The organism is Photobacterium sp. AWH4_225 (genome assembly GCF_056158405.1).
On record NZ_JBSWTF010000001.1, the window covers coordinates 930,785 to 954,329 of the forward strand.

Annotated in this window: 21 protein-coding genes; 15 read left to right on the top strand and 6 right to left on the bottom strand. The window is 49.5% G+C overall.

Going from position 1 to position 23,545, the window contains the following annotated elements; all coding sequences use genetic code 11:
- Nucleotides 1-28: 28 nt before the first annotated feature.
- The gene (locus ACXAD4_RS04755; protein WP_475239140.1) at nt 29-796 is read right to left on the bottom strand and encodes an alpha/beta fold hydrolase; all 768 of its coding nucleotides are present in this window, start codon (nt 794-796) and stop codon (nt 29-31) included.
- 102 nt (nt 797-898) lie between these two features.
- On the opposite strand from ACXAD4_RS04755, the gene seqA reads away from it, so the two are divergent.
- Nucleotides 899-1,450, top strand: coding sequence for a replication initiation negative regulator SeqA (gene seqA / locus ACXAD4_RS04760; protein ID WP_317523475.1), 552 nt, complete (start codon nt 899-901; stop codon nt 1,448-1,450).
- A 39-nt stretch (nt 1,451-1,489) separates the two neighbouring features.
- A complete protein-coding gene (gene pgm / locus ACXAD4_RS04765; protein ID WP_475239142.1) occupies nt 1,490-3,136 on the top strand; it encodes a phosphoglucomutase (alpha-D-glucose-1,6-bisphosphate-dependent) in 1,647 nt (548 codons plus the stop codon).
- Between the two features lie 75 nt (nt 3,137-3,211).
- Here pgm and ACXAD4_RS04770 read toward each other — a convergent pair whose 3' ends face one another.
- Complete coding sequence (locus ACXAD4_RS04770) at nt 3,212-4,015, bottom strand: DUF1853 family protein (RefSeq protein WP_475239144.1); 804 nt, start codon at nt 4,013-4,015, stop codon at nt 3,212-3,214.
- Between the two features lie 133 nt (nt 4,016-4,148).
- Between ACXAD4_RS04770 and ACXAD4_RS04775 the strand changes: the two genes are divergently transcribed.
- From ACXAD4_RS04775 to ACXAD4_RS04785, 3 genes are all read left to right on the top strand, one after another.
- Nucleotides 4,149-4,355, top strand: a complete 207-nt coding sequence (locus ACXAD4_RS04775; RefSeq protein WP_317523450.1) for a DUF2517 family protein — start codon at nt 4,149-4,151, stop codon at nt 4,353-4,355.
- A 157-nt stretch (nt 4,356-4,512) separates the two neighbouring features.
- Nucleotides 4,513-5,271, top strand: coding sequence for a Nif3-like dinuclear metal center hexameric protein (locus ACXAD4_RS04780; RefSeq protein WP_475239146.1), 759 nt, complete (start codon nt 4,513-4,515; stop codon nt 5,269-5,271).
- 449 nt (nt 5,272-5,720) lie between these two features.
- Entirely contained in the window at nt 5,721-8,474 is a 2,754-nt protein-coding gene (locus ACXAD4_RS04785) for a cation-translocating P-type ATPase (RefSeq protein WP_475239147.1), read from the top strand.
- Nucleotides 8,475-8,670: 196 nt separating this feature from the next.
- Here ACXAD4_RS04785 and ACXAD4_RS04790 read toward each other — a convergent pair whose 3' ends face one another.
- Together ACXAD4_RS04790 and ACXAD4_RS04795 are read right to left on the bottom strand one after the other, a co-directional pair.
- Nucleotides 8,671-8,847, bottom strand: a complete 177-nt coding sequence (locus tag ACXAD4_RS04790) for a hypothetical protein (protein ID WP_475239148.1) — start codon at nt 8,845-8,847, stop codon at nt 8,671-8,673.
- Between the two features lie 40 nt (nt 8,848-8,887).
- The gene (locus ACXAD4_RS04795) at nt 8,888-10,177 is read right to left on the bottom strand and encodes a citrate synthase (RefSeq protein ID WP_107298507.1); all 1,290 of its coding nucleotides are present in this window, start codon (nt 10,175-10,177) and stop codon (nt 8,888-8,890) included.
- A 408-nt stretch (nt 10,178-10,585) separates the two neighbouring features.
- Between ACXAD4_RS04795 and sdhC the strand changes: the two genes are divergently transcribed.
- The 9 genes from sdhC (at nt 10,586) to ACXAD4_RS04840 (ending at nt 20,579) form a co-directional block, all read left to right on the top strand.
- The gene (sdhC, locus tag ACXAD4_RS04800) at nt 10,586-10,966 is read left to right on the top strand and encodes a succinate dehydrogenase cytochrome b556 subunit (RefSeq protein WP_475239150.1); all 381 of its coding nucleotides are present in this window, start codon (nt 10,586-10,588) and stop codon (nt 10,964-10,966) included.
- On the top strand, nt 10,960-11,307 hold the full coding sequence (sdhD, locus tag ACXAD4_RS04805; RefSeq protein WP_317523446.1) for a succinate dehydrogenase, hydrophobic membrane anchor protein: 348 nt from the start codon (nt 10,960-10,962) through the stop codon (nt 11,305-11,307). Before sdhC ends, sdhD begins: the two co-directional genes overlap by 7 nt.
- Nucleotides 11,308-13,074, top strand: coding sequence for a succinate dehydrogenase flavoprotein subunit (sdhA, locus tag ACXAD4_RS04810; protein WP_317523445.1), 1,767 nt, complete (start codon nt 11,308-11,310; stop codon nt 13,072-13,074).
- A gap of 15 nt (nt 13,075-13,089) precedes the next feature.
- Complete coding sequence (locus tag ACXAD4_RS04815; protein ID WP_475239152.1) at nt 13,090-13,803, top strand: succinate dehydrogenase iron-sulfur subunit; 714 nt, start codon at nt 13,090-13,092, stop codon at nt 13,801-13,803.
- Between the two features lie 108 nt (nt 13,804-13,911).
- The gene (gene sucA, locus ACXAD4_RS04820) at nt 13,912-16,722 is read left to right on the top strand and encodes a 2-oxoglutarate dehydrogenase E1 component (protein ID WP_475239154.1); all 2,811 of its coding nucleotides are present in this window, start codon (nt 13,912-13,914) and stop codon (nt 16,720-16,722) included.
- Nucleotides 16,723-16,753: 31 nt separating this feature from the next.
- Complete coding sequence (gene odhB, locus ACXAD4_RS04825) at nt 16,754-17,971, top strand: 2-oxoglutarate dehydrogenase complex dihydrolipoyllysine-residue succinyltransferase (protein WP_222548782.1); 1,218 nt, start codon at nt 16,754-16,756, stop codon at nt 17,969-17,971.
- Nucleotides 17,972-18,100: 129 nt separating this feature from the next.
- The gene (gene sucC, locus ACXAD4_RS04830) at nt 18,101-19,267 is read left to right on the top strand and encodes an ADP-forming succinate--CoA ligase subunit beta (protein WP_187461775.1); all 1,167 of its coding nucleotides are present in this window, start codon (nt 18,101-18,103) and stop codon (nt 19,265-19,267) included.
- On the top strand, nt 19,267-20,139 hold the full coding sequence (sucD, locus tag ACXAD4_RS04835; protein WP_475239157.1) for a succinate--CoA ligase subunit alpha: 873 nt from the start codon (nt 19,267-19,269) through the stop codon (nt 20,137-20,139). Before sucC ends, sucD begins: the two co-directional genes overlap by 1 nt.
- Nucleotides 20,140-20,276: 137 nt before the next feature.
- Nucleotides 20,277-20,579: a VF_A0006 family four-cysteine protein gene (locus tag ACXAD4_RS04840; protein WP_475239158.1), complete on the top strand. Its 303-nt coding sequence runs from the start codon at nt 20,277-20,279 to the stop codon at nt 20,577-20,579.
- A 150-nt stretch (nt 20,580-20,729) separates the two neighbouring features.
- Here ACXAD4_RS04840 and znuB read toward each other — a convergent pair whose 3' ends face one another.
- Together znuB and znuC are read right to left on the bottom strand one after the other, a co-directional pair.
- On the bottom strand, nt 20,730-21,515 hold the full coding sequence (znuB, locus tag ACXAD4_RS04845; protein ID WP_475239160.1) for a zinc ABC transporter permease subunit ZnuB: 786 nt from the start codon (nt 21,513-21,515) through the stop codon (nt 20,730-20,732).
- Nucleotides 21,508-22,293: a zinc ABC transporter ATP-binding protein ZnuC gene (gene znuC / locus ACXAD4_RS04850; protein WP_475239161.1), complete on the bottom strand. Its 786-nt coding sequence runs from the start codon at nt 22,291-22,293 to the stop codon at nt 21,508-21,510. Before znuC ends, znuB begins: the two co-directional genes overlap by 8 nt.
- A 93-nt stretch (nt 22,294-22,386) precedes the next feature.
- Here znuC and ACXAD4_RS04855 point away from each other — a divergent pair, with 93 nt between their 5' ends.
- On the top strand, nt 22,387-23,445 hold the full coding sequence (locus tag ACXAD4_RS04855) for a zinc ABC transporter substrate-binding protein (RefSeq protein WP_475239164.1): 1,059 nt from the start codon (nt 22,387-22,389) through the stop codon (nt 23,443-23,445).
- The last annotated feature ends 100 nt before the right edge of the window (nt 23,446-23,545 follow it).

Here is a 23,545-nt window from a genome sequence, read left to right on the forward strand (position 1 = left end):
TATCATAGACAAGCCCCGCCTGTTAACGCTAAGCAGCTTGCAAGAAGTTCAAAATGATGCGATTAACCGTTTCCGGTTTTTCGGCATGCAACCAATGGCCAGTATTGGCGACTAAATGCGCTTTAGCATTGGGAAACTGGGTGCCGATAGCCGCTCGGTGCTCAGGCAGGATATATTCCGAATTCTGCCCTTTGATGAACAAGGTCTTGCCGGTAAACGGCGAGATCTCTTGCCAGCCCATGATAGTGGAATAGTTGGCGATGAGCCCTTCGACATTGAAGCGCCAGTCGAATAGGCCACTTTCTTGCTTGGCGAAGGATTTCAGCAGGAACTGGCGAACGCCAGGTTCGACAACATGTTTGGCCAACAGAGGCTCGGCTTCACTGCGTTTGCTGACGGTGTGGCGTGAGACTTCACGCAGGCCGTTGAACACGTTTTCATGGCGGTGGACATGGTAGTGAACTGGGGCCATATCCAACACTAACAGATGGTTGATCCGGGGAGCTGCGATCTCGGTTGCTGCCATTGCCACCTTGCCGCCCATAGAATGACCAATCAGAGAGAAGCGCTCGATGTCGAGCTGGTCGATAACGTTAAGGACATCCTGTGCCATTTCGCGGTAGGTAAATTGATCACTGTGTGGTGAGCGGCCATGGTTGCGTAGATCAACACTGATCACTTTATATTTATCTTTCAATGATCTGGCCATAAGGCCGAGGTTGTCGGCACTGCCGAATAGGCCGTGGATCAAGACGATCGCATCGCCCTGGCCATCGACTTGGTAATGAAGATTCACTGACTATTTTCTCTTGTAGTTAACGCTTTACCGTAGAGTATAACCTCGGATCACGTTATAATCCCTCGGTGATTTTTAAACGGAACGATAATGAACACTACGATGAAGACTATTGAGGTAGACGAAGAGCTATATCGTTATATCGCAAGCCAGACCCAGCACATTGGTGAAAGTGCTTCGGATATCCTGCGCCGCTTGCTGATGATGCCTGAACAATCTGTAGCGACCTTGCAGCATGAGGTGGTTATGCCGGTACGTCCGAAAGGCGTAGTGGTGAGCAAAGATGCGGGCAACGTGGTACCAAATACTGATCGCGTTAAAGAGATGCGTTCTTTGCTGATTTCTGACGAATTTGCTGTGCAGGAAAAAGCGATTGGCCGATTTATGCTGGTATTGACCTCGCTTTATCGTATTGATCCTCAAGGTTTCTCTGAAGCGGCTGCTATTAAAGGGCGTACCCGTATTTACTTCGCCGATACTGAAGAGAAACTGCTTGCTAGTGGTAAAACAACCAAGCCTAAGCAAATTCCGAATACGCCTTTCTGGGTGATCACGAACACGAATACTGATCGTAAACGTCAGATGGTTGAACAACTGATGGTCAAGATGAGCTTCGGTGGCGATATCATTGAAAAAGTTTGCGGTGAAATTTAACCGGCAATATGCCAATTTAATTTTTACAAGGATACGTTAATGGCTATTCATCCTCGTGCGGGGCAACGCGCCCAGCAAGAAGATATGCACAATATTCCCGCGTTGGTGGCAAATTATTTCCTGATTGAGCCTAGTGCTCAAAATCCGCAGCAGAAGGTCGCATTCGGCACTTCTGGTCACCGCGGTACTGCCGACAAAGGAACTTTTAACCAGCACCACATCTGGGCTATTGCTCAGGCGGTAGCTGAAGTTCGAGCGGCCAATGGCGTAACAGGTCCACTATTCCTAGGTAAAGATACCCACGCTCTGTCAGAGCCTGCTTTTACTTCGACACTTGAAGTGCTGGTGGCGAATGGCGTACAGGTGGTTATCCAGCAGGGCCGTGGCTATACCCCAACTCCGGGTGTATCTCATGCTATCTTGTGCCATAACAAGGTGCACGCGGATAAAGCCGACGGTATTGTTATCACACCATCGCACAACCCACCACAGGATGGCGGGATCAAATACAACCCTGTCCACGGTGGCCCGGCGGAAGGTGCCTTGACGACTGCTATTGAAACTCGCGCCAATGAAATCATTGCTGCGGGTATGGCTGGCATTAAGCGCGTTTCAATTGAAGAGGCTTTTGCGAGCGACTTGGTTGAAGAGCGTGAATTGGTTGCACCTTATGTTGACGATCTGGTTAATGTCATCGATATGGCAGCTATCCAGAAAGCCAACCTGAAAATCGGTGTTGATCCACTAGGTGGCTCTGGTATCGAGTACTGGCGTCAGATCGCGGCACATTACGGCCTGGATCTAACGCTGGTGGATGAGTCTATCGACCCGTCTTTCCGTTTTATGTCGCTAGACAAAGACGGTGTGGTTCGCATGGACTGTTCATCGCCTTACGCGATGGCTGGCCTGCTGGCGCACAAAGACAAGTACGACTTGGCTTTCGGTAACGACCCAGATTACGACCGTCACGGTATCGTCACTCCAGCTGGTTTGATGAACCCGAACCACTTCCTAGCGGTATGTATTGATTACCTATACCGTCACCGTCCGGATTGGGCACAGCAGGTTGCGGTAGGTAAGACCTTGGTATCAAGTGCTTTGATCGACCGTGTGGTTGCTGATCTTGGCCGTGAACTGTGTGAAGTACCTGTTGGCTTCAAGTGGTTTGTTGATGGTCTTTACAGCGGTGAGCTTGGCTTCGGCGGTGAAGAAAGTGCAGGCGCTTCTTTCCTACGCATGGACGGTACGCCTTGGTCAACTGACAAAGACGGTATCCTGCTTTGCCTAGTGGCTGCTGAAGTCACAGCAGTAACGGGTAAAAACCCGCAGCAGTACTACGAAGAGCTGGCTGCTAAGCATGGCGCTTCAGAGTACAACCGCCTACAAGCAGTGGCTAACGGTGAGCAGAAAGCAGTACTTAGCAAGCTATCTCCTGAGATGGTGGCGGCTGAAACGCTAGCTGGTGATGCGATCACTGCACGTCTGACCCACGCGCCTGGCAATGGTGCGGCTATCGGTGGCCTTAAAGTGACCACTGAAAATGGTTGGTTTGCTGCGCGTCCATCGGGCACGGAAGATATCTACAAGATCTACTGCGAGAGCTTCAAGGGCAAAGAGCACTTGGCTTTGATTGAGAAAGAAGCACAGGAAATTGTCAGCAAGGTATTTGCCGACGCTGGCCTGTAATCTCTCGGGATTGATTGTGAAAACGCCTGCTCATTAGAGCAGGCGTTTTTTTATGCCTGTAGCTTTGGCTATTGGCTATTTTTTCATTGAAGAATGCGGCCAGTGTTCGGGCATCACAAACCACACCTTGTCATCGGGGGCGATGGCCATTGTCGGGTTACTGACTGTGGTTAGCGCGGGCTCTTCGGCAATTTGGCTATAACAGGGTGGGGCGATCCACTCGGGCTTGGCGATAGGCCGCAAGTTGAGATCAGCGGCTTGCTCCGAATAGCACCAGAGCCCTTGGGCAACCTCCTGTGCAAGCTGGATCCCTGAGCCTAAGTAATCGGTAAAGGCTGGATAAAATAATCGCCCCTGCATAATAAGCCGGCGCTGACTTATTTGGCCAAATTGTGCTGGGTACTGCTCAATAAAGGCCGGGTGATCAGACAGCATGAGTTGGTGATTGAGCATTTTGTTGGCTTTTTTATCCAAATCATCACGGGCATTAGGGCCGGGCCACCTGTCCTCAAACGCGAGGTAAAACTTGATGGCGACTTCCCAGTGTTCAACTTCACCTGTGCCCAAGTTTTTAACCAGGAAATCGACCGCGCCGAGAGTACGTTTGTCGACACTGAGTTGGATTTCCTCTGCCATTAGTTCATAGCATGGGTGGTGCGTGATTAGTTGCTGCCATAGCCATTGGTAGAAAAAGCCCAAACGACGTCCACCTTGGTACTCGATACCTTGTGGGATAATGGCATTACTGGAAAATTCATCCAGCCAGCGCTGGTCAGCAATGAATGGGTGGCCGTCTAATAGCGGCGGGAGGGTAAGTATAGCGTTGAAGCTGTTATCAGCGTGTTCGATAGCTGTGTGTTTATTGTAAAAAGTAGACATTTCGCTATAAAGCCCTTCTTTTTATAATGATATTGACTATGAAATAGCCTGTTTTAGAGTGTTGACTCTAGGTTATTTCAATAGATTAGAACTATAAGACCAGTATGTTGTTCTGCTTGGCCAAGGAGGCGTTATGTATACTCGCTATTCACCGTTGCGTATTTTTGTTCGCCGTGCGTTTGTAGTCACTGTCGGTGTAGTGACCTTTCCCGTCATGATGTTCACCCCAGTGGAAACACGCTCAAAGCTATATAGCTACCTTCATCGGGTATGGCTGAAAACCAGTACCAAACCCGTTTGGCTGACCCAGACCGAGCTGGCGGCCCAGCACCTTTACTAAGTACCTGCGCCTCATATATATGACCTTACTTGATAAAGCTGCCGACCGGCAGCTTTTTTGTTGCGTTAACTAACCCTAGAGACAGGGTATAGGAAAAGATCAACAGCTATCGGGGTTTGGGTATAGAATATCGCTATTGAGGAGAAGGAAATAGACGATGAACAATATCCAACTTGAGTCAGTACTTAACGAGCTACTGAGTCCCCATCAAATCAAAGATTACTGCCCGAACGGCCTGCAGGTTGAGGGTAAGTCTGAGGTCAAGAAGATCATTACAGGAGTAACCGCCTGCCAAGAGTTGATTGACCGCGCGATCGAAGAGCAAGCCGATGCACTGCTGGTCCATCATGGTTACTTCTGGAAGGGTGAGCCTGCAGAAATTCGCGGCATGAAATATCGTCGCATCAAAGCGCTTATCGAGAATGGCATCAACTTGTATGCTTACCACCTGCCGCTGGATGTCCACCCAACATTGGGTAACAACGCAAAGCTGGCTGAACTGCTGGATATTGAAGTGTTAGGTGGTTTGGAAGAGGGTAATCCGAACTCAGTCGCCATTTATGGTCAACTTTCCCAGCCTTTGAGTGGAGAAGAACTGGCGGCAAGGCTATCAATTACCTTGCACCGTGAACCTTTGCATATTGGCGATAATGCGCCAAAGGAAATTAAAACCTTAGGATGGTGTACTGGTGGCGGTCAGGACTTTATAGAATTAGCAGCAAATAAAGGTTTGGATGCTTTTATTTCTGGAGAAATTTCCGAAAGAACAGTTCATATTTCCCGAGAATTAGGTATTCATTATTTTAGTGCTGGCCATCATGCGACTGAGCGTTATGGAATAAAATCATTAGGTGAGTATTTAGCCGATAAACATAATTTAGACGTCATGTTTATCGATGTAGATAATCCGGTTTAACGGTTTTTTAACCAAAACAAATGCACAAAAAGGCTTAATGCGAGCGCATTAAGCCTTTTATTTTGTGTTGTAAAATTTCATAATTCGAAATTTCGGAGGTATTAATTCTGTTAGATCTGGGTCTAATTCATACTTTGTTTCAACTTCATGACTAACTTTATGCCGTATTCGGTCGAAATCTTGATAATTGTCAAAGATCCATCCTGAACTATCGTATGGCCCTACGAAATATAATTACAACCCACCATTTTTTCGGTTAATTTAAATTTACTCGTTTAAATGAACTCGAATGCTTTATTCAGAAAGTATTCAGGGATGTGAAAAAAATTAATTGGCACGATGCCTTTAATAACGAGTTTTAAATTACTTTGACCTATTCAGCGAATGCTTTTTATCAGTTTGAAATTGTACTGATGTCGACTGAATGTATTTAATTGGAGATTCCCCCCATGACTAAAAAATGGTTTACCGAAACGGTTGCCAGTACTGTGTCCAATTTGGGTACGTCAACCGAGAATGGTTTATCTTCTGAGGAAGTGAAACAGCGCCAGGAGCAGTTCGGCTCAAACGAACTGCAGGAGCAGGCCGGCAAAACGGTACTGGAACTGCTAGCGCATCAATTCAAGAACCCACTGATCTTCATCCTTGGGATCGGTGCAATTGTTTCCTTCTTCACTGGTCACTTGATTGATGCCGTCGCTATCGGCGTAATCATTGTCATCAACGTGCTGATTGCTTTCTGGCAGGAGTTCAAAGCCCAGAAAGGTATGGAAGCACTACGCGACATGGCTGCCCCTATGGCGCAGGTCCGTCGTAACGGTGAATGGGTAGATATCCCAGCCCGTGAAATTGTTCCGGGCGATGTATTGAAGATCAGCACCGGTGACATTCTGGCTGCTGATGTACGTATTATTGAAGCGAACCGTCTGTCTATCGATGAAGCAGCACTGACCGGTGAGTCAGAGCCTGTAGACAAGACTTCAGATGCGCTGGAAGACGGCAACATTGGTCTTGGCGATCAGAAAAACATGGGCTTTATGACCACTATGGTTACTTCAGGTACTGGCCTTGGTATCGTTGTGGGTACCGGTATGCAAACTGAAGTTGGCCATATCGCCGACATGATGGCGAATACCGAAGAAACCAAGACACCGATGCAAGAGCGTATGGACCTGATTGCCAAGTCGCTAATGGTTGTTGCGCTGGGTGTTGTAGCCGTTGTGTGTGTGATCGGTCTATACCACGGTATGCCTTGGCTTGAAATTCTGAACACAGGTATTTCACTGTCAGTTGCTGCTATCCCTGAAGGTCTACCAACAGTGGTAACTATCGTACTGACCATGGGTTCAACCCGTATGGTTAAGAGCAACGCACTGGCTAAGCAGCTTGCGGCTATCGAGACCCTAGGTTCAACCACCGTTATTTGTTCCGACAAGACAGGTACACTAACCCAGAACCAGATGCAGGTAATGAAAGCCTACGATGCATCAGGCCGTAACTGGGAAGTAAGCGGTAAAGGTTTCTCTCCTGAAGGTGAGTTCAAGCCGCTTGCCCACGGTACAGATGTAAAAGACAGCCCTGAGATGATGAAAGGCCTGGTTGTTGCAACTCTGTGTAATGATTCTGAATACATTCAAGACGGCGACAAGTCTTCTGTACGCGGTAATCCAACAGAAGGTGCACTGATTGTTGCTGCTGCTAAAGCAGGCCTACAGCAAGCAGAAATGCTATCAACTGGCGGCTACTCGATTGTTGAGAAATTCCCGTTCGACTCTGCGCGTAAGATGGCTTCGGTTATCGTTAAAGACCCACAAGGTAAGCACTTCCTAGCTATCAAGGGTGCGCCAGATGTAGTACTACGCAATGCGTCAGGCTTTATGGTTAACGGTGATGTTGTGGCTTACCAGCCAGCAACGACTGAAGGTAACTTAGCGGTTGCGGCTAATCCAGCAGAAGAGATGGTTGCAAACTACGAAGCGGCTATTCAGGACTTTGCCGAGCAGGCGCTACGTACTCTAGCGGTAGGTTTCCGTGAGTTGTCTGAAGATGACTTGAAGCGTGACCACACTGAACTAGAGCAGGATGTCACTATCCTTGGCCTATACGGCATCATGGATCCACCGCGCCCAGAAGTACGCGCAGCGGTAGACAGCTGTTACGATGCGGGTGTTCGTACCGTAATGATCACTGGTGACCACGCGCTGACAGCTGCTGCTATCGCACGTGATATCGGTATTATCCGTAGTGAAGAAGACCTAGTGGTTACCGGTAGCCAGCTAGACGACATGGACGATGAAGAACTACGTCGCATCTGTCCGAACGTTGCAGTATTTGCTCGTGTAACACCAGAGCACAAGCTACGTATCGTACAGGCTCAGCAGTACAACAATGAAGTTGCTGCAATGACAGGTGACGGTGTGAACGATGCACCTGCTCTTCGCCGCGCCGACATCGGTGTTGCCATGGGTATCACTGGTACCTCTGTTGCTAAAGATTCAGGTGACCTGATCCTGTTGGATGACAACTTCAGCACTATCGTTAAGGCGGTACGTCAGGGTCGTCAGATCTTCGATAACCTGCGCAAGTTCATCCGTCAGGCACTGACTGCGAACGTAGGTGAAGTATCGGTAATCCTGTTTGCATTCTTGTTCATGGGTCCAGAAGTTGCCCTGCCACTTACGCCGCTAATGATTCTATGGATCAACCTGGTATCTGACGGTCTGCCTGCACTGGCACTGGGTGTTGACCCTGAAGAGAAAGACCTGATGGAGCGTAAACCGCGTAAGCGTAACGAGAGCTTCTTCAGCGACCACCTGGGTACCCGTATCGTTATCCGTGGTCTAGCACAGGGTGGTATGAGCTTCCTGGCATTCAACTGGGCAATGAACGCTGGCCTAAGCGCTAACTACGCACAGACAATGGCCTTTGCAATGCTAGTGTTCTGTCAGCTATGGCACATCTTCGATTCACGTACGTTCAGCACGCTGTTCCGCAAGAACCCATTCACCAACAAATCACTGTTGGGTGCGGTAGCGCTGTCTGCAACACTGTCTCTGGGTGTGATTTACACAGGCGTTGGTCAGTTCATCTTCAGCACTGAAGGTCTATCTGGTAGCCACCTAATCACTGTGTTCCTAGCGGCATCACTTCCAACGCTGGTTCTATCTGGCTTGAAAGAAGTGACTAAGATTAAGTTTGTTTAATCACAAACAGCTGATAATTCGTTAAATGAAAAGGGCCTTCGGGCCCTTTTGTTGTTTTAAGAGCGGCACGAAGGTTCTATGGGGTAAGAGCGGAGCTATGGAAAGATATCAACAACGCTGTTTAGTAGTAGGCTCTGGTAAGTATATTTAAATTAAATCAATAGTTTGATAGTAAGGTTTTGCTCGGGGAGCATCCTTACTGAACCACTGAACCACTGAACCACTGAACCACTGAACCACTGAACCACTGAACCACTGAACCACTGAACCACTGAACCACTGAACCACTGAACCACTGAACCACTGAACCACTGAACCACTGAACCACTGAACCACTGAACCACTGAACCACTGAACCGTTTTTGAAAAACAAAAAAGGGCCCGAAGGCCCTTTCAATCAGCGAATACTGACATTACTCACGTTCATGCAGCGGACTGAACTCACGCTGGTTGTAACCAGTGTACAACTGACGAGGACGGCCGATACGGTTACCCGGATCGTTGTGCATCTCGTTCCAGTGGGCAATCCAGCCGATGGTACGAGACATGGCGAAGATAACCGTGAACATGGAAACTGGGATACCGATCGCTTTCAGGATGATACCTGAGTAGAAATCGACATTCGGGTACAGTTTCTTCTCGATAAAGTACTCATCAGACAGGGCAATACGCTCAAGCTCCATGGCTACGTCAAGTAGCGGATCCTGAATGTTTAGCTCTTGAAGTACATCGTGACATGCTTCACGCATTACCGTTGCACGCGGGTCGTAGTTCTTGTAAACACGGTGACCGAAGCCCATTAGGCGGAATGGGTCATCCTTGTCTTTCGCGCGTTCAACGAACTCTGGGATCTTATCGACGCTGCCGATCTCTTCCAACATCTTCAAGCAGGCTTCGTTAGCACCACCGTGTGCAGGGCCCCAAAGCGACGCGATACCTGCGGCAATACAGGCAAACGGGTTAGCACCAGATGAACCAGCCAGACGAACTGTTGATGTCGATGCATTCTGCTCGTGGTCGGCGTGTAGGGTAAAGATCTTGTCCATTGCACGAGCCACCACTGGGCTGACTTCGTACTCTTCACACGGCGTTGCGAACATCATGTGCAGGAAGTTTTCTGCATAGTCCAGATCATTGCGTGGGAAGATAAATGGTTGACCGATAGAGTACTTGTAACACATTGCTGCTAGTGTCGGCATTTTCGACAATAGGCGGAACGCAGTGATTTCACGGTGGGTATCGTTATTGATATCCAGCGAATCATGGTAGAACGCAGCAAGTGCACCCACCACACCACACATAACAGCCATAGGGTGAGCATCACGGCGGAAGCCATGGAAGAAGCTTGAGATTTGCTCGTGAACCATGGTGTGACGCGTTACTGTGGTACGGAATGTTTCGTACTGCTCGCGGGTCGGCACCTCTCCGTAAAGAAGGATGTAACACACTTCCAGGTAGTCGGCGTTATTGGCCAATTGGTCAATCGGGTATCCGCGGTGAAGCAGAATACCTTTATCACCATCAATGTAAGTAATTTGAGATTCACATGATGCAGTGGCTAGAAAACCAGGGTCGAATGTAAAATAACCGTTAGCTCCAAGCTTACGTACATCAATTACTTCAGGCCCTTCAGTGCCCCCGATAATCGGCAGTTCGACGGGTGCTTTCCCTTCAATGTGAAGAGTAGCTTTCTTGTCTGCCATAACAATCTCCTTTGTTTTTTATAATCCTAATCCAAGGCGGATGTACATTTGTTGTACCGATTAGCGGTCCAAATGTCAATTTTTGTGCTTGCTTGTGTGTGCTTGTTAATAAGTTTGCACAAAATAGTGCAAATTTCTAAAAGCGTGTTAGAGGTCATGTAACGGGGTTTGTATTTGATTGTTGCGAGGCGTATACTCGCGGCAGGTCTCTGGTTCTGCCGCCGCCAGACGCAACTGCCAAAGTTATCAATAATTAGAGTAAGTTAGGGAAGGCACTGTTTTACATTTGCATGTAGAACATAATTGCAACCTCGAGTTACAGTTATGTTAACGCACTTGTTCGGCGTCAGTAGAAGCAGGGAGTGATAACAATAACATTGCTTCAATGGAGCTGAGTGGGCAATCACCGTGAAAGTAAATAAGCCAAGACCTGTCAACCTCGACCTACAGACGATTCGCTTTCCCCTTACAGCGATAGCGTCTATCTTGCATCGCGTCTCCGGCGTGATCACCTTTGTTGCCGTGGCTATCCTGCTATGGCTGCTAGGGCTCTCCTTGTCATCCCCTGAAGGTTTCGCGAGCGCTGCTGCTATTGTAGACAGCTTTTTCGTGAAACTGGTGCTGTGGGGCATTCTAACGGCACTGTTCTATCACATCGTGGTGGGTATCCGTCACTTGATGATGGACATGGGATATTTTGAAGAAATGGAAACCGGGATCAAAAGTGCCAAAGTGAGCTTTGTCATTGTCGGTGTTCTGTCTTTGTTTGCAGGAGGCCTGGTATGGTAAACAACGTCTCAACAATTGGCCGCAATGGAATTCATGACTTTATCCTGATCCGTGCTACCGCCATCATTCTTACGCTTTACACCCTTTATATGGTGGGTTTCTTCGCCTTTGGCCCGGAATTGACCTTCGACACATGGACCGCTTTCTTCGGCAAGTTGAGTACTAAGGTCTTCACTATGTTGGCATTGCTGTCGATCTTAATCCATGCGTGGATTGGTTTGTGGCAAGTGCTGACAGACTACATCAAGCCTGCCGCCCTTCGAGCGGGTATCCAATTTGGTGTTGTTGCTGTTCTTTTTGTTTACCTGTTCTCAGGTTTCTTTATTGTGTGGGGTGCGTAAGTGAGCATTGCAGTTCGTGAATTTGATGCGGTAGTTATTGGTGCAGGTGGCGCAGGTATGCGCGCGGCACTACAAATTTCTGAGCAGGGCCTAAAGTGTGCGCTGCTTTCCAAAGTTTTCCCTACACGTTCCCACACCGTTTCTGCGCAGGGTGGGATCACCGTTGCGCTGGGTAACTCCCACCCGGATAACTGGCAGTGGCATATGTACGATACCGTCAAGGGCTCTGATTACATCGGTGACCAGGATGCGATCGAGTACATGTGTAAGAATGGCCCGAAGTCAGTGATAGAACTGGAAAAGATGGGCCTGCCGTTTTCTCGTTTCGATAACGGTACTATCTACCAGCGTCCTTTCGGCGGCCAGTCGAAAGAGTTCGGTGGTGAGCAGGCTGCGCGTACTGCGGCGGCAGCTGACCGTACTGGTCATGCTTTGCTTCATACCCTGTACCAGCAAAACGTGAAGCACAAAACCACGATTTTCTCTGAGTGGTACGCACTGGACTTGGTGAAGAACCAAGACGGCGCCATCTTAGGTTGTACCGCGCTATGCATGGAAACCGGCGAGATCTGCTACTTCAAATCGAAGGCAACCATTCTTGCGACAGGCGGTGCAGGCCGAATCTACGCTTCAACAACCAATGCCCACATCAATACCGGTGATGGTGTTGGTATGGCGCTGCGTGCCGGTGTACCGATGCAGGACATGGAAATGTGGCAGTTCCACCCGACAGGCATTGCCGGCGCCGGTGTTCTGGTGACCGAAGGTTGTCGTGGTGAAGGTGGTTACCTACTTAACAAAGACGGTGAGCGCTTCATGGAGCGCTATGCGCCGAATGCTAAAGACTTGGCTGGCCGTGACGTTGTTGCCCGTTCAATGATGGTGGAGATCCGTGAAGGCCGTGGTTGCGATGGCCCATGGGGTCCACACATTAAACTAAAGATGGACCACCTCGGTAAAGATGTGCTTGAGTCGCGCCTACCAGGCATTTGTGAGCTATCCCGTACCTTTGCTCACGTTGATCCGGTCAAAGAGCCTATCCCTGTTATCCCGACTTGTCACTACATGATGGGTGGTGTACCGACGCAGGTATCGGGTCAGGCAATCAAGCAGACAGCCTCGGGCAGTGATGTTGAAGTACAGGGCCTATTCGCCTGTGGTGAAATCGCCTCTGTTTCTGTTCACGGTGCTAACCGTTTGGGCGGTAACTCATTGCTTGACTTGGTGGTCTTTGGCCGTGCGACCGGTCTGCATTTGGGCGAGACCCTATTGGCACAAGCCGAAGCGCGCCCGGCAACCGACTCGGATATCGAAGCTTCCCTAGCCCGTGTTAATCGCTGGAACAGCACCCAGAAAGGTGAAGATCCGGTTGAGATCCGCAAAGATCTGCAAACTTGTATGCAGAATAATTTCTCGGTATTCCGTGAAGGCGAAGCAATGGCTACTGGCTTGGAAGAGCTCAAAGTGATCCGTGAGCGCCTGAAAGAAGCGCGCCTTGACGACACTTCGACAGAATTCAATACCCAGCGTATTGAGTGTCTGGAACTAGAGAACTTGATGGAAACGGCCTACGCAACGGCGGTAGCGGCTAACTACCGTACCGAGAGCCGTGGTGCCCATGCCCGTTTCGACTTCCCTGAGCGCGATGATGAACAATGGCTATGTCACTCTATTTACAACCCTGAGACAGAAGAGATGTCCAAGCGTGATGTCAACATGACACCAATTCATCGTGAGGCATTTCCGCCTAAAGCGCGTACATACTAAGGGGAGGATAGAATTATGAAACTGAATTTCTCGATTTACCGCTACAACCCTGATGTAGACAACGCGCCGCACATGAAGGGCTACACCCTAGAGGTGCCGGAAGGCTCCGACATGATGGTGCTCGATGCGCTTATTTTGTTAAAAGAACAAGATCCAACGTTGTCGTTCCGCCGCTCCTGCCGTGAAGGGGTCTGCGGCTCCGACGGTATCAACATGAACGGTAAGAATGGATTGGCGTGCATCACTCCGCTGTCGGCATTGACCGACCAGAGTACCATTGTGATCCGTCCGTTGCCGGGCTTGCCAGTTATCCGTGACTTGATCATTGATATGGAGCAGTTCTATACCAACTACGCCAAAGTGAAGCCTTTCCTGATTGATGAGGGTGCCCAGCCGCCTGCACGTGAAAACCTGCAGATGCCGGAAGAGCGTGCCCATCTTGATGGTTTGTATGAGTGCATTATGTGTGCGTGTTGTTCAACGTCATGTCCATCTTTCTGGTGGAATCCGGATAAATTCATCGGACCAGCTGGCTTGTTAGCCGCTTACCGCTGGCTAATTGATAGTCGTGATACGGCAACTGATGAACGTTTATCCGATCTGGACGACGCTTTTAGCGTTTTTCGTTGCCATGGCATCATGAACTGTGTAAATGTTTGTCCTAAAGGGTTAAATCCGACGAAAGCGATTGGTCACATCAAGTCGATGTTGCTCAAGCGCGCGGTTTAAATATAAGTATTATCGATATGCTGGCTTCATGATTCGCTCTCAGGAGCCAGCCTCAATTCCGGTCACCGAGCCGGGAAAATGGCGATAACTAGTGGTTAAGGGAAAACAATGCAGAACGGCGTTATGAAGGCTTGGCTTGAGTCTTCACACCTGGCTGGCGCCAATGCAACTTATGTAGAGGAACTCTACGAGTTGTATCTTAGCGACCCAGAATTAGTAGATGAAGAATGGCGTCACGTATTCAGTGATTTGCCTGTCGTGAATGAGACGGTTGTTGAACAGCCTCACTCGCGCGTTCGTGACTATTTCCGGCGTCTAGCGAAGGAAACAACCCATCTAAGTGCTACCGTCAGCGATCCAGATGTTGATGCTAAGCAGGTTAAGGTATTGCAGTTAATCAACGCATACCGTTTCCGCGGGCACCAGCACGCAAACTTAGATCCGTTGGGGCTATGGCAGCAGGAGCGAGTATCCGACCTCGATCCTGAATTCCATAACCTGACAGTTGATGACTTCAATGAGACATTCAATGTCGGTTCTTTTGCCATCGGGCAGGAGACCATGAAGTTATCAGAACTTTATGACGCGCTGAAGAAAACCTACTGTGGTTCGATTGGTGCGGAATACATGCACATTACTAACACTGATGAAAAACGCTGGCTTCAGCAGCGTCTTGAGTCGGTTGTTGGGCGCGGCTCATTCTCTAAGGAAGAAAAAATGACTTTCTTGGATGAGTTGACCGCTGCAGAGGGGTTGGAGCGCTACTTGGGCGCAAAATTCCCTGGCGCGAAGCGATTCTCGCTGGAAGGGGGCGATGCCCTGATCCCTATGGTCAAAGAGCTGATCCGCTATGCAGGTACCAATGGTGCCCGTGAGGTAGTGGTCGGTATGGCTCACCGTGGCCGACTGAACATGCTGGTCAACGTACTGGGTAAAAAACCGCAGGACTTGTTTGACGAGTTTGCCGGTAAGCATGATGACACTTGGGGCACCGGTGATGTGAAATACCACCAGGGTTTCTCGGCTGACTTCGCTACCCCAGGCGGTGACGTGCATCTTGTGTTGGCATTCAACCCGTCGCACCTGGAAATTGTCAACCCTGTGGTTGTTGGCTCGGTTCGAGCACGACAAGACCGCTTGGGTGACAAAGATGGCTCTCAGGTACTGCCAATTACCATTCATGGTGACTCGGCCATTGCCGGCCAGGGGGTTGTGGCAGAGACATTCAATATGTCCCAGTCACGCGGCTACCGTGTAGGTGGTACAGTCCGTATTGTGGTGAACAACCAGATTGGCTTTACTACATCCAACCCGAATGATACCCGTTCGACTCAGTACTGTACCGATATCGCCAAAATGGTACAGGCACCGATTTTCCATGTTAACGCCGACGATCCAGAAGCCGTTGCTTTTGTTACCCGTATTGCCCTTGATTTCCGTAATACCTTCAAGCGCGACGTGGTGATTGATTTGGTGTGTTACCGCCGCCATGGTCACAATGAAGCGGATGAGCCGAATGCGACTCAGCCGTTGATGTACCAGAAAATCAAGAAGCACCCGACACCGCGTAAGATCTATGCCGATGCCTTGACTGATGCGGGTACGGTTGATCTGGAAACGGCTACATCATTGATCAACGAATACCGTGATGCCCTTGACCGCGGTGAATGCGTGGTTAAAGAGTGGCGCCCAATGAAACTTCACTCAGTGGATTGGGAGCCGTATATCGGCCATGACTGGACTGTCGATTGGGACAATCAGGTTGACTATGGTCGCCTGCAAGAGCTTGCTCATCGAATTTGCCAGTTCCCAGAGAGCCACAAGCTGCAAAGCCGTGTGCAGAAGCTATACAACGACCGTATGGCGATGGCTGAAGGTGAAAAGGCGGTTGACTGGGGGATGGCAGAAACGTTGGCCTATGCCACCTTGGTTGATGAAGGTAAGCGTATCCGTATTACCGGTCAGGATTCAGGTCGTGGTACCTTCTTCCACCGCCATTCGGTACTTCATAACCAGGGCGATGCCAGTACGTATATCCCGCTTGCCAATATCCATGACAAACAAGGTCCGTTCCAGGTCTTTGACTCGGTATTATCCGAAGAGGCCGTGCTCGCGTTTGAATATGGCTATGCAACGGCAGAGCCAAGCGGTCTGACCCTTTGGGAAGCCCAGTTCGGTGATTTCGCCAACGGTGCCCAGGTGGTGATTGACCAGTTCATCAGTTCTGGTGAGCAGAAGTGGGGCCGTATGTGTGGCCTGACAATGCTATTGCCGCATGGTTACGAAGGGCAGGGGCCTGAACACTCATCGGCTCGTCTTGAGCGTTACCTACAACTATGTGCTGAGCAGAACATGCAGGTGGTGATCCCATCGACGCCGGCTCAGGTCTACCACATGCTGCGTCGCCAGGTCGTTCGTCCGATGCGTCGCCCGCTGGTGGTAATGTCTCCTAAGTCTTTGCTGCGCCACCCGCTATGTACATCCAGCTTGGATGAACTGGCAAACGGTACGTTCCAGCCAGCGATCGGTGAGATTGACGATCTTGATCCGAAACAGGTCAAACGCGTGGTCTTTTGTTCGGGCAAGGTGTATTTCGACCTGCTGGAGCAGCGCCGCAAGAACGAGCAGACGGATGTGGCCATTGTTCGTATCGAGCAACTTTACCCATTCCCTAAAGAAGACGTTGAAGCTGCCTTGGCAGACTATCAGCACGTTACTGATTTTATTTGGTGTCAGGAAGAGCCTCAGAACCAAGGTGCGTGGTACTCCAGCCAGCACAACTTCCGTTCTGCCCTTCCGGCCGGCGCCCAGCTTGAATATGCAGGCCGCCCGGCATCAGCATCACCGGCTGTAGGTTACATGTCGGTTCACCTGAAACAGCAAAAAGCGTTGATTGAAGACGCACTAACAATAGATTAATAAGAACTGGAACAAAAAGGACAAAGCCGATATGACGATCGAAATTCTGGTTCCCGATTTACCTGAATCAGTTGCAGACGCAACAGTAGCAACTTGGCACAAGCAGCCAGGCGATGCTGTCACCCGTGATGAAGTTCTGGTTGATATCGAAACAGACAAAGTGGTGTTGGAAGTACCAGCACCGGAAGATGGTATTCTTGAAGCAATTCTGGAAGACGAAGGTACTACCGTACTGACCAAGCAGTTGATCGGTAAGATCAAAGCGGGCGCAGTAGCCGGTGAGCCAACCAAAGATGTACCAGCCGAAGCAGAGTCGTCGCCTAACAAGCGTAATACTGCGGCGCTGGGTGATGAGACCAACGAAGCATTGAGCCCTGCGGTTCGCCGCCTGCTGGCTGAACACAATATCAGTGCAGCCGATGTGAAAGGCACTGGTGTCGGTGGTCGTATCACGCGTGAAGATGTTGAAGCGTTCGTGAAAGAAGGTAAGCCGGCTCCAGCGCCTGCGGCACCTGCTGCTGAAGCGAAAGTTGAAGCACCGATTGGCCACCGTAGCGAGAAGCGTGTCCCAATGACCCGCCTGCGTAAACGTGTAGCTGAGCGCCTGCTTGAAGCGAAGAACAGCACAGCCATGCTGACGACGTTCAACGAAGTGAACATGAAGCCAATCATGGATCTGCGTAAGCAGTACAAAGATATCTTCGAAGAGCGCCACGGCATCCGTTTGGGCTTTATGTCTTTCTACGTGAAAGCCGTTGTTGAGGCTCTGAAACGCTTCCCAGAAGTGAATGCGTCTATCGACGGTGACGATATTGTTTACCACAACTTCTTTGATGTCAGCATTGCGGTATCAACGCCGCGTGGTTTGGTGACCCCAGTTCTTCGTGACTGTGACAAGCTGAGCCTGGCCGAGATTGAGAAAGGTATCCGTGAGCTCGCTATCAAGGGCCGTGACGGCAAACTGACTGTCGATGAGCTGACCGGTGGTAATTTCACAATTACTAACGGTGGCGTATTCGGTTCATTGATGTCGACACCAATTATCAACCCGCCGCAGTCGGCTATTTTGGGTATGCATAAAATCCAAGATCGCCCGATGGCAGTGGATGGCAAGGTTGAAATCCTGCCGATGATGTACCTGGCACTGTCTTATGACCACCGTTTGGTTGATGGTCGTGAGTCAGTGGGCTACCTGGTTACTATCAAAGAGTTACTTGAAGATCCAACACGTCTGCTTCTAGACGTGTAACCCTGCAGGCAGGCCAGTCAGGCTCGACAGTTGGTCTGCCACTTTTGCAGCTACAATCGAAGAAGTACCAAAGAGTATTTCACATGGATATAACGATTCCCCAAGGGATATGAAAACGGATAGAACATCATGAATTTGCATGAATATCAGGCGAAACAGCTGTTCGCCGAGTACGGTCTGCCAGTTCCAGAAGGTTACGCTTGCGACACGCCACAAGAAGCAGCAGAAGCTGCAGGTAAAATCAGTGGCGACAAATGGGTCGTGAAATGTCAGGTACATGCCGGTGGCCGTGGTAAAGCGGGCGGCGTGGAACTGCACGACACCAAAGAAGGTATCAAGGGTTTTGCCCAGAAGTGGCTGGGTAAGAATCTGGTAACCTACCAGACTGATGCAAATGGCCAACCGGTAACGAAAATCCTGGTTGAAGAAGCCTCTAACATCGCCAACGAACTGTACCTAGGTGCAGTGGTTGACCGTGGTACACGTCGCATCGTGTTCATGGCATCGACTGAAGGCGGTGTGGAAATTGAAAAAGTGGCTGAGGAAACTCCTGAGCTGATCCACAAAGCAGCCATTGACCCTCTTGTTGGCCCTCAGCCTTACCAAGGCCGTGAGTTGGCATTCAAACTGGGCCTGAAAGGCGATCAGATCAAGCAGTTTACCAAGATCTTCCTGGGTCTTGGCAACATGTTTGCTGACTACGACCTTGCCCTACTAGAAATCAACCCATTGGTTATCACTGGTGATGACAACCTGCTTTGTCTTGACGGTAAGATCAACATTGACTCCAATGCCCTATACCGCCAGCCGAAACTTCGTGAAATGCATGATCCTTCGCAGGAAGACGAGCGTGAAGCACATGCGGCACAGTGGGAGCTGAACTATGTAGCACTGGATGGCAACATCGGCTGTATGGTCAACGGCGCTGGCTTGGCTATGGGTACCATGGATATCGTTAACTTGCACGGTGGTCAACCTGCCAACTTCCTTGACGTGGGCGGCGGTGCAACTAAAGAGCGTGTTACCGAAGCATTCAAGATCATCCTTTCTGATACCAATGTGAAAGCGGTATTGGTTAACATTTTCGGTGGTATCGTCCGTTGTGACTTGATTGCCGAAGGGATTATCGGTGCGGTCGAAGAGGTCGGTGTTGAAGTACCGGTAGTCGTTCGTCTTGAAGGTAACAATGCGGTGCTAGGGGCGGAAACCCTGGCGAAGAGTGGTTTGAACATCATTGCTGCGACTTCCCTAACTGAAGCAGCGGAAAAAGTTGTTGCTGCAGCGGAGGGTAAATAATGTCTGTTCTAATTAATAAAGATACCAAGGTGATCTGTCAGGGCTTTACTGGCGGTCAGGGTACATTCCACTCAGAACAAGCGATTGAGTACGGAACGCAGATGGTCGGTGGTGTTTCACCGGGTAAAGGCGGTACTAAGCACCTTGGTCTTCCGGTGTTCAATACTGTACGTGAAGCCGTTGAAACCACTGGCGCAACAGCAACAGTCATCTACGTACCGGCACCATTCTGTAAAGATGCGATCCTGGAAGCGATTGATGCGGGTATCGAGCTGATCGTGACTATCACAGAAGGTATCCCAACTCTGGATATGCTGGATGTGAAAGTACGTCTTGATGAAGCAGGCGTACGTATGATTGGTCCAAACTGCCCGGGTGTGATCACGCCGGACGAGTGTAAGATCGGTATCATGCCGGGCCACATTCACAAAGCAGGTAAAGTAGGTATTGTTTCTCGTTCGGGGACATTGACTTACGAAGCAGTTAAGCAGACAACAGACGAAGGCTTTGGCCAATCTACCTGTGTCGGTATCGGTGGTGACCCTATCCCGGGTTCAAACTTCATTGATGTGCTGGAGCTGTTCGAAAACGATCCTGCTACTGAAGCAATCGTGATGATTGGTGAAATCGGCGGTACCGCGGAAGAAGAAGCGGCTGCTTACATCAAAGAAAATGTCACTAAGCCTGTTGTGTCTTACATCGCAGGTGTTACCGCACCTCCTGGTAAGCGTATGGGCCATGCTGGTGCGATTATCTCTGGCGGTAAAGGTACTGCTGAAGATAAGTTCCAGGCACTGGAAGCGGCAGGAGTTAAAACCGTGAAGAGCCTTGCTGACATCGGTAAGGCGCTGCGTGAAGTGACTGGCTGGTAAGCCAAACCTATCGCATTTAAATGAAACCCGCCTAATGGCGGGTTTTTTATTGCCCGCTTTTGTCTGGGCCTGACGTGAGGCTGCCTGATTGGTAAGGGTATATGCTTAATGGAGATAAGTGACCAATAGGCCTAACAGTGAAAAAAGTGACCTTGCTGCTGATCGCCGTTTTAAGCTCTGCAATAAGCTTGGCCAAAGAAGACAAGGAAGGCTATGAAACCTGCATCCTCGAACATGTGTCATTAGCCGAAAATGGCACATCGGCCAACTTGATGACCAACGCCTGTCATCGGCTCTATATCGATAACTTCATGCTGTCAGACAAGGATGAGGCGTATTTCCAATGCCTGCTTGACTACTTACCAGAAACCAAGCATCTACGAACAGCAATGCAAGTGAAGAGCACTTGTAACAGCCGGCATCGAAGCTTGTTTAACTAGACGTTTGCTTAGCTAGAGTTTTTGTTAAACGAATAGGCTAGCTCAATACCAAGGCTGACTTAAGGGGTATGAGGCGGGGCAACCAATTGAAGCTGATGGATAGATGGGTCTCCAGCAGCCCTGAGCAGGACTGCTGGATAATCGAGCTTATTAGGCTTCACTACGCTTGAATTGGCTGAGCAGGAACAAGGAAGCGGCAGCAACGACGACAGAAGGACCTGCCGGGGTGTCATAGTGCCAAGACATGGCCAGGCCGCACATAACGGCAATAATACCCAACCCAGAGGCTAGCGCGGCCATCATTTCCGGGCTACGCGAGAACTTACGGGCTGTCGCGGCAGGAATGATCAGCAAAGAGGTAATGATCAGGGCGCCGACAAACTTCATTGCAACAGCAATCACCATACCGACCATTAACATCAGTAGCAGGCGCATCAGGTCGACGTTGACACCTTCAACTTGGGCAAGCTCTTCATTAATCGTCATGGACAGCAATGGGCGCCACAAGACAATCAACATGGTCATCACGATAGCGCCGCCGCCGTAGATCCAAAGCAAATCCGCTGGTGTTACTGCCAGCAGATCACCAAACAAGTAAGACATCAGATCGATACGGACATGATCGAGGAAGCTGACCGCCACCAAACCCAACGAAAGGGCGCTGTGAGCCAGGATACCTAGTAGAGTATCGGTTGCCACATACTTTTGTTTCTGCAAGCTAACCAGGATCACCGCAAGTGCCAGACAGCAAATAAGCAGCGCGAGGTTAAGGTTGATATTGAAAAGAAAACCAAGCGCAATGCCTAGTAGCGAGGCATGCGATAGGGTATCGCCGAAGTAGGCCATCTTACGCCATACCACGAATGAGCCGAGCGGGCCTGCAAGCAGGGCGATGCCAATACCCGCAATCAGTGCGGGAAGCAGTAAATCAAGCATTGTTGGTCTCTTGTTGTTCGTTATGTTGGTGCTCGTGCTGGCAAGGGCCGACTGGATTGCCAGATAAATCATGCTCGTGGTTGTGATGGTGCTGATAAAGCGCCAACTGTTCGCATTGATGACGGCCGAACAGTGCCACGTATGATGGGTGATTGGTGATCACTTCGGGTTCACCAGAACAACAGATATGGTGGTGCAGGCAGATAACATGGTCTGTTTTTGCCATCACCAGGTGCAGGTCGTGTGATACCATCAAAATTGCGCAATTGAGTTTGTCTCGTAGCGATTGGATCAGGCTGTAGAGCTCTAGCTGGCCATTAACGTCAACGCCTTGTACGGGTTCATCGAGAACCAGCAAATCAGGTTTTTGTAATAACGCCCGTGCTAGCAATACTCGCTGCATCTCACCACCAGAGAGGGAGTGCATATTACTATGGTGAAGGTGCTTGCCGTTAACAAGCTCGAGGGCCTCGATACGCTGGGTTTCGTTATAGCGGCCAGCAAGGCGCATAAAACGATCAACGGTCAGCGGAAGTGTACTGTTAAGTGCCAGCTTTTGTGGCACGTAGCCAATACGAAGTCCTTTTTGGCGAATAATTTTCCCTACTGTTGGCTTGTTCAACCCCGTAATGACTTTGACTAAGGTCGATTTTCCGGCTCCGTTTGGGCCTATCAGGGTCGTGATCTGTCCACGTTCTAATTTTAGCGAGACTTGATCCAGTACGTGCCGTTCGGCAAACGTCACGGTGACCGACTGTAATTCAACTAAGGAATTCATAAATTTATTTGCTTAGATATTTGCCAAAGTGAGATGTTATAATATAACATCTCTGGCAATTGTTGTAATCAAGAATTATTCAGGGAACCTATTATGCGCCGTTTACTCCTCACTTGCAGCACTTTAGGGCTTTTAGCTGCACCTTCATTGCATGCTGAAGAACTCAAAGTCGTTTCGACAGTCAAGCCCGTTACTATGATTGTCCAGGAACTGACACAGGGAGTAACATCGACAGAGACATTATTGCCTGCAGGTGCGTCGCCACATGATTATGCGCTGCGTCCTTCTGATGCCCGCAAGCTCAATGAAGCTGATCTGGTGATTTGGGTAGGCCCTGAACTGGAGCGTTTTTTGATCAAAATGCTTGATGGAAAGGAAAATGTACTGACACTGACAGCTCAAGACAGTATCAATTTCCGTCATTACGGTGATGCTCATGATGACCATGAAGGCCACGATCATGACAAGCATGCTCATGAAGACCACGAAGGCCACGATCATGATAAACATGCCCATGATGACCACGAAGGTCACGACCATGACAAACATGCTCATGATGACCACGAAGGTCACGATCATGACAAACATGATCATGACGACCATGAAGGTCATGATGATCACCATGGCCATAGCCATGATGGTATTGATCCGCATCTATGGTTAGGTCCAGATCAAGCGATTCAGGCTGCAGAGGTTATTACAGAAAAACTGGTTAGTTTGGATCCGTCCCATAAGGATAAATTTGAGCAAAACCTAGCGAATTTCACGGCGGAGGTTCGTGCTGCTGTTGCATCCATCGAGCAGACTCTGTCCCCTGTCTCTGATCGAGGCTATTTTGTTTTCCATGATGGTTACGGGTATTTCGAAGATCAGTTTGGCCTCAACAACCTTGGCCACTTTACGGTTGAGCCGGACCGCCGCCCAGGAGCTAAAACGCTGATTTCGATTCGCAACTCATTGAAAGATAAGCACGCCAAATGTGTTTTCAGTGAGCCACAGTTCTCGCCAGCCGTGGTTGATAGTGTAGTACGTGGTACTGGCGTCAATATTGGCACCCTGGACCCAATGGGGACTGACATTGCCTATGGCGATGGTAGCTATGTAGAGTTTTTGAACCAGTTAGGTCAAAGTTTTAGCCAGTGTTTGAAATAACCATTAGGCTTTAGTACCAAGCAACTTCGGCTTAATAATGATAAAAAAACGCACTAAGGTGCGTTTTTTTATGCATGCTGCCTCATTTTATAAATGTCAG